Source organism: Mesorhizobium sp. M4A.F.Ca.ET.022.05.2.1 (genome assembly GCF_003998845.1).
Classification (GTDB): Bacteria; Pseudomonadota; Alphaproteobacteria; order Rhizobiales; family Rhizobiaceae; genus Mesorhizobium.
The window spans coordinates 23,613-30,316 of sequence record NZ_RZOJ01000034.1 but is presented as its reverse complement, the minus strand read 5'-3'; the positions used below and the strand labels follow the sequence as shown (position 1 = coordinate 30,316).

The following is a 6,704-nucleotide window of genomic DNA, read 5'->3' as shown; positions in this document are numbered from 1 at the left end:
GTCGCTCCTGCCCCGCCATATCGACCCGGGGCAAGGTTTCCAGAAGCGCCCGGGTATAGGGATGACGGGGATTTGTATAGAGATCGTCGACAGCGGCGGTCTCGACAATAAGACCGCCGTACATGACCATCACCCGGTCGGCGATCCCGGCAACCACACCGAGATCATGCGTGATCCAGATAATGCTCATGCCGATTTCCTGGCGCAGCTTCTTGACGAGCTCCAGAATCTGAGCCTGGATCGTTACGTCGAGCGCGGTCGTAGGCTCATCGGCGATGAGCACCTTTGGGTCGCAGGCGAGCGCGATGGCAATCATCACCCGCTGGCGCATTCCGCCGGAAAAGTGGTGCGGGTAGTCGTTTATCCGGTCCTGCGGCGAGGGGATGCCGACAAGCGAGAGCAGTTCGATCGCGCGCTTGCGCGCTACCGCCTTGCCGAGCCCGAGATGTTTGCGCAAGGGCTCCATCAGTTGATAGCCGACCGTGAAGACCGGATTGAGGGAGGTCATCGGGTCCTGAAAGACGAACCCGACCTCCCCGCCGCGAACCATTCGCATTTCGTCCGCGTCGAGCAACAGGAGATCCCGACCTCCGAGACGCACACTTCCAGACACGATTTCCGCTGGTGGTGTCGGCAGCAGCTTCACGATTGACATCATCGTGACGCTCTTGCCCGAGCCGCTTTCACCCACCACTCCCAGGACCTCACCGCGATTGAGGTGGAAACTCACGCCGTTGGCCGCATAGATTCTGGCTCTGCGAGACCAGAAGACCGCCTGAAGGTCAGAGACCTCCAAAACGACTTCCGAAGTCTTGGCTTGAACTGATGATTCCAAAGCTCCTCTGTACCTTTCCAAGGTGGTTCGAGTTCGAGCAACACCGTTCAGGTATTTGCGCTCCTATACAGTCCAGTTCGAGACGACCCAGATTCACCCACTAGCCGATCCCATATTCGGCTTCATCTTGTTCTCTATGGCGGTAGGCCCCACGATGCCCAATACTGATAGTCTGTTGCGACGTGGGTCTAATACCGCCGAACCACGGGGCAGCATTGGGAATCATTCTGCGGCTCTCATTAGGCCGATCCGCGTCGACGCGCGGGCACGAACCGCATCTCCGAACGCCCGGAAAATGCGCGCGGATGGTTCGTCGGATTTTACCCAATATTCGGGATGCCACTGGACGCCGACGGCGAAACCCGGAGCATCTCGCACCGACACCGCCTCCACAATTCCGTCGTCAGCCACCGCTACGACCTCAAGCTGCGTCCCCAGTCGGTCGACTGCCTGACGGTGAAGGGAATTCACCCTGATTTCCACTGCGCCGAGCACGCCTGAGAGGTAGCTACCGGGCTTGACCATCAAAGTCTGGCAGATGGCAAACCGCTCATCGCGACTATCGCTCGGGGGCGCCCGATGGTCAAGCGTGCCGGGCCGCTCCTGGATTTCAGTTGCCAGCGTGCCGCCGAGTGCGACATTCATTTCCTGAAGACCTCGGCAGATGGCAAGCAGCGGCACGCCATGGTCGATCGCCTTTCGGATCAACGGCAAGGTGGTTGAATCCCGCGCTGTGTCATAAGGGCCGTTTGCTTCACTCGCATCACCGCCATAAAGCGAGGGATGGACGTTCGACCCCGAGCCGGTAATCATCACGCCATCTACAGCTGCGAAGAGTTGGTCGAAGTCGAGCCGGTCGCCAAGGGACGGGACTACTAGAGGAAACACACCGGCCCCGGCGAGCGCCGCCTCAAGATACTGTTGGGGCGCCGCGTGCCAAAGATATTTATACAACTCGCAAACATCCGCCGAGACGGCAATAAGCGGTGAGGCCGAGGCGGCGTGCTGCAGAACACCGTGTCGCGAACCGTGTTGTGGTGTGGTCATCGATCCTCCAATTGCGCGAGTTTGTCTGCTTGGTTCCGGGCGCCCCGAGACAGGGGTGCAGGTTCCTGACCTGCGGACGTGCCTTGCATCGGCGTTCCTCGCCTTTTATTAGCTAATTTTATCAGGCGCAGCTGAATAACTTCAAATATTAGATTTTCGCGAATAGATTTCATTCTTGATATGAATGCGTTCGACGCGGCATCTGGAGCAAGCGGTCGATCGTCGCGGCGCCCATCGACAAGATCTTGTGGCGTATCTCCTCTGTCGCGCTTGTGCGGCGGCGTGCCGTCAATCGACCGCCCCTCCAGAAGAATAGAGCCCTGGGTAGGCACCTCAAAGCCCGCGAGCATCATGAGGGTCGTCGTCTTGCCGGATCCGGAGGGCCCCAGCATGGTCAAAAACTCACCCCGGGCGATGTCCAGATTGAGATTTTTAACGACGAGTGTCTCGCCGTCGTAGGTCTTCTGAATGCCGGAAAATTTCACAAAGGCATCGTTCGAGCCGGTCTGTTTCACTGATCCGGGCGCTTGTGCCCCTACTGGCGTATCGCCGGCCTGTAGACAATCACTACCTGGCGGCTTCTTAAGACCTTGCCGACGATCCATTTGAAGTACGTTCCGCTCATTGGATTATGTCATTTTATTGAATGCACTATATCATTTTTGAAGCACGGCGCAAGATAAAATTTGCCGCCTGTCGTAAGCAGATGAGTTGTCCGGATTAGGTAGCACGTGAGTTGTCCGGTTTTATCACCAGCGCATGGAGGCTGGGGATCAAACGGACAGCATGCTACAGGACCGGAGAATGCAGAAGTTTCTGGATGTTTTGAGCCGCTGGGAAGGCGGCGATCTTTCGATGATGGAGGCAGGCGAGTTGCTGGGCATGTCGGAGCGGCAATTTCGCCGCTACCGCGACCGTTACGAAGAGGCTGGGGAAGTTGGGTTGCTCGACCGGCGTTTGGGCAAGATTTCGACGCGTCGGGTGCCTGCGGAAGCGATTGAAGAGATGCTGGAGCTTTATCGTCATCGCTACCTTGGATGGAATGTGAAGCATTTCCACGAGCACCTGCTGCGCGATCACGACTTCAGCTGGGGCTACACCTTCATCAAGACGCAGCTTCACGCGGCGGGCCTGGTGGGACGGGCCAAGCGGCGCGGCGCTCACCGGCGCAAGCGGGAAAGGCAGCCGTGCGAGGGGATGCTGCTGCATCAGGACGGCAGCCGGTATGCCTGGCTGGAAGGCCAGCCGATGCTGGATCTGATCGTGACGATGGACGACGCGACGAGCACGCTCTATTCAGCCTTCCTGATCGAGGAGGAAGGCACGGCGTCGAGCTTTCAGGGACTTCTGGAGACCTTGGTCGCCAAGGGACTGCCGTCGAGCTTCTACACCGATCGCGGCAGCCACTTTTCGTGACGCTCAAGGCCGGCGAGGCGGTCGACAAGAGCCGGCTGACCCAGGTCGGGCGGCCGTTGCTGCAACTGGGCATCGAGCATATCCCGGCCTATTCGCCTGAAGCCAGGGGCCGCTCCGAGCGGATGTTCTCCACTTTGCAGGATCGGCTGCCTAAGGACTGTCACTGGCCGGCATTGCTGATATCCAGGCCGCCAAGCTTGATCGCACAGCTCACAATGCCCGCTTCGCCAGGCCGGCCGCGGTCGAAGACAGCGCCTTTGTCGCCGCCGACCCGCAACAATTGGGTCAGATCCTGTGCATTGAGGAGGAGCGCGTCGTTGCCCGCGACAACACGATCGCCTTCGCCCGGCTGCGATTGCAGCTGCCGCAGAGCCCGATCAGACATCACTTCGTCAAAGCCACGGTCAAGATCAGGCACTACCCGGATGGCACGCTCGCGGTCTTCCATGGCCCTCGCCGCATTGCTCGATACATGCCTGACGGCGCCTCAATCCAAGAAACCTGCCGCACAGGGCAAGCCGCGTGAACCGCTTCGACGCAAAACTGAAGCGGACAAATGATGTGCTACCAAAACCGGACAACTTGAAAAGCTACCGACAGATAAAATTTGCCACCTAACGCACGCGGTAAGGAGCGCAGGAGCGCCGGGGTGTGCGAGCCGCGACGAAGTCGCAGATGATCGCCGCTGTCATGGGAGCGCCGCTGATTCCCATGTGGCCATGGCCAGTCGCGAACAGGATGTTGGCATGATCGGGGTGGGGACCGATGATCGGCAGGCTGTCCGGCGTCGACGGTCTTACGCCCATCCAGTGGTTCACCTCGCCTACTCTCAGGTCTGGCAACATTGCGTGGGCGTACGCCACCAGCTTGTTGCTCTGCTTTGGATCGCGCGGCGCATCGGGTGTATCGAACTCCGCGATGCCCACGATGCGCAGCCCTTCTTCCAGAGGCGTGGCGACGAAGGCCGACGCGGCGTCGGTTACGGGGCGACTAATGACGCTGGAAATGCCCGGCACAGTGATGTGATAGCCACGCTCGCTGGCCAACGACAGAGAAATTCCGAGGGACCGGGCCAGATCCCGGCTGGCGATGCCCGCTGCAATGACCACGATCTCGCAGCGGTGAGGCCCTGTGTTTGTCTGCAACGTTACCTCGTCGATGCCGGGCTCGATAGCCAGGACCCGTGCCGTGCGACTAGCAACGCCCAATGCTGCGGCCCGTCCCATCAGGCCCTCCACCAGCGCTAGCGGCGAGGTCACATTACCGCCGCCGGGAAAGAAAATCCCGCGCTGGTAGTCCCGGGACAAGCCGGGCTCCAACTCGCGCACCTCGTCCGACTTGAGCCTCTCGAACGCCACACCATGCTCAGCCCGCAACCTGTCCACAAGCCCGTCGAGCGCGCCAGGTGAAACATCGCGCCAGACATGCAGGGCGCCGTTCGGCCTGAATACCCGTTTCCACTCAGTGTCGCCGAGCATGTTACAATAAAGCTCCGCACAAGGGGCATGGAGAGCGTGCAAAGCTGCATAGGCGGCCTCCCAGGCGTCCCGGCGGCCGGTTAGCAGGAAGCGGAAGAGCCATGGAAGGGTGCGGGGTAGTTCTCGCGGGGCGAGGCGCACCGGGCCGTTAGTGTCGGCGAGCCAGCGCAGTGCACGCCACACGACACCCGGATGAGCCATGGGGAAAGATGATCCCGCATTGTATTGGGCGCCATTGCCCCAAGAGCAACCATGACCGATGCGACCCTCCTCGATCAGGGTGACACGGTGTCCTTCGCGCGCGAGCATGAGCGCGCAACTCACGCCAATTACGCCCCCGCCAATGACAGCGACGGCACGTTGTTCACCCATGGGGATGTCTCCTCCTAGAGCTGTTTTTGTGGTCAGAATGACAATGAATACAGAGCGACAGGCGATCACGATCCGTTCCCCTGTAAGAGGAATGACATAGTTCAATATTGCCCGAATCCAATCCTATTGACCTATAACAGACACGAATTCTAGTATGGCTCAATGGTATTTTGTTTCAAAAGTCCCGACGGCACCGAGGAGCCAGCCTCAGTTCGCCCTAGGTGATCATGGAAGGTCATTTGCAAGGCTATGCCGAGGCGATATTTACGGCACATCAGACGCTCGGCGACGCGCAGGATTCTATGCTGATATCAAAGCGCGCGTGAAGTCGGTGGGCCGCAACCACACCGGCTACGCCGCATCGTAGACGCCGACCTTTCCAGTCAATCAGCGTTCACATTGAATGGCCGAAGCAGCGCAGGCAAATGGAGCGACCCATAGCGGTACGAACGGTGGACCTACCACCGCACCAAGACCCAAGCTCGTCGTAAGAGCAATGGGGTGAAGGCAGCAAAGAGTGCACGGGACACCGATCGAATCGCCGGTCGGTGTGTGTTCTTACCCGTGCGCTATGATGACTTCGTGGTCCTGGTCTCGGGAACGCGGGAGGATGCTATCGCAGAGAAATCGGCGCTGGCGGAATACCTGCACCGGACCATGGGTCTCGAGCTGTCGCCGGAGAAGACGAGAGTGACGGCCATGACGGAAGGGTTCGAGTTCCTCGGATTCCGCTTCGGCATGCATTGGGATAGCCGCTATGGCTACGGCCCACGCGTCGAAATCCCCAAGGCGAAAGCCGCCAACCTGCGTCGAAAAGTCAAGCAACTGACAAAGCGTCATAGTATCTCCGTCAGTCTTGGCGATAAGCTTCGGGAGATCAATCCCATCCTGCGCGGATGGGCGAACTACTACAGATACTGTGTGGGTGCAGGCCGTGTATTCGTCAACCTTGGCTGGTATATTGGTCTGCGTCTGTACTGCTGGCTGAGTAAGAAACGCCCTAAAGCAGGGGTGCGAGAACTGTGGGGCTCCAAACAGCCCAGCAGTCGCTGCCCCACAAGACGGCTCTGGCGTGACGGCCCTGTTGAGCAATACCTACTTGGCTGGACACCCGTTGGCCGGTACCGACTAGCATGGATGGGAACGCCTGACTTTGCCATGTCTTCTGGAGAGCCGGATGCGTAACGAAAGGCGCACGTCCGGTTCGGCGAGAGGCGATGTGAAACCTGCCGTCGAAAGGCGGTAAGGCGCGCATCGCCTACTCTACCCACCTACCTGAAGGTGCGTCGCGGCGGCCGCATCGTCTCGGTCGCCGTCATCATCGCTGTCGGCGTCAACGCGGACGGCCGGCGCGAGGTACTGGGCATGGAGGTCGGCACGTCTGAGGCCGAGCCGATCTGGACGGAGTTCTTGCGCAAGCTGACCAGCCGCGGCCTGCGCGGCGTCAAGCTCGTCGTCTCCGATGCCCATGAAGGCATCAAGGCGGCCGTCACCAAGGTGCTGTGCGCCACCTGGCAGCGCTGCCGCGTCCATTATGCCGATGTCCGGATTATGCC

The 6,704-nt window shown here is 59.8% G+C and carries 7 protein-coding genes and 1 pseudogene; 3 read left to right on the top strand and 5 right to left on the bottom strand.

Annotated elements, in window-relative coordinates; genetic code table 11:
• The 3 genes from EN745_RS06560 to EN745_RS06550 all read right to left on the bottom strand — a co-directional run.
• On the bottom strand, window positions 1-796 hold a 796-nt coding region (locus EN745_RS06560), incomplete at its 3' end, for an ABC transporter ATP-binding protein (protein ID WP_245487657.1).
• Between the two features lie 261 nt (window positions 797-1,057).
• Window positions 1,058-1,882 carry a gamma-glutamyl-gamma-aminobutyrate hydrolase family protein gene (locus EN745_RS06555; RefSeq protein ID WP_127420823.1) on the bottom strand — a complete coding sequence of 275 codons (825 nt, stop codon included), beginning with the start codon at window positions 1,880-1,882 and terminating at the stop codon, window positions 1,058-1,060.
• The gene (locus EN745_RS06550) at window positions 1,879-2,397 is read right to left on the bottom strand and encodes an ATP-binding cassette domain-containing protein (RefSeq protein WP_127420822.1); all 519 of its coding nucleotides are present in this window, start codon (window positions 2,395-2,397) and stop codon (window positions 1,879-1,881) included. Before EN745_RS06550 ends, EN745_RS06555 begins: the two co-directional genes overlap by 4 nt.
• Window positions 2,398-2,686: 289 nt before the next feature.
• On the opposite strand from EN745_RS06550, the gene EN745_RS06545 reads away from it, so the two are divergent.
• Window positions 2,687-3,298, top strand: coding sequence for a helix-turn-helix domain-containing protein (locus tag EN745_RS06545; RefSeq protein WP_189362976.1), 612 nt, complete (start codon window positions 2,687-2,689; stop codon window positions 3,296-3,298).
• A 160-nt stretch (window positions 3,299-3,458) separates the two neighbouring features.
• On the opposite strand, the gene EN745_RS35990 is transcribed toward EN745_RS06545, so the two are convergent.
• Window positions 3,459-3,746 carry a hypothetical protein gene (locus EN745_RS35990; protein WP_189362975.1) on the bottom strand — a complete coding sequence of 96 codons (288 nt, stop codon included), beginning with the start codon at window positions 3,744-3,746 and terminating at the stop codon, window positions 3,459-3,461.
• Window positions 3,747-3,912: 166 nt separating this feature from the next.
• A complete protein-coding gene (locus EN745_RS06535) occupies window positions 3,913-5,148 on the bottom strand; it encodes an FAD-binding oxidoreductase (protein WP_127420819.1) in 1,236 nt (411 codons plus the stop codon).
• A 501-nt stretch (window positions 5,149-5,649) separates the two neighbouring features.
• On the opposite strand from EN745_RS06535, the gene EN745_RS06530 reads away from it, so the two are divergent.
• Together EN745_RS06530 and EN745_RS06525 are read left to right on the top strand one after the other, a co-directional pair.
• Window positions 5,650-6,333 carry a group II intron maturase-specific domain-containing protein gene (locus tag EN745_RS06530; RefSeq protein WP_245487656.1) on the top strand — a complete coding sequence of 228 codons (684 nt, stop codon included), beginning with the start codon at window positions 5,650-5,652 and terminating at the stop codon, window positions 6,331-6,333.
• 84 nt (window positions 6,334-6,417) lie between these two features.
• Window positions 6,418-6,684: pseudogene (locus EN745_RS06525) on the top strand (transposase); the annotation flags it as partial.
• Between the last annotated feature and the right edge of the window lie 20 nt (window positions 6,685-6,704).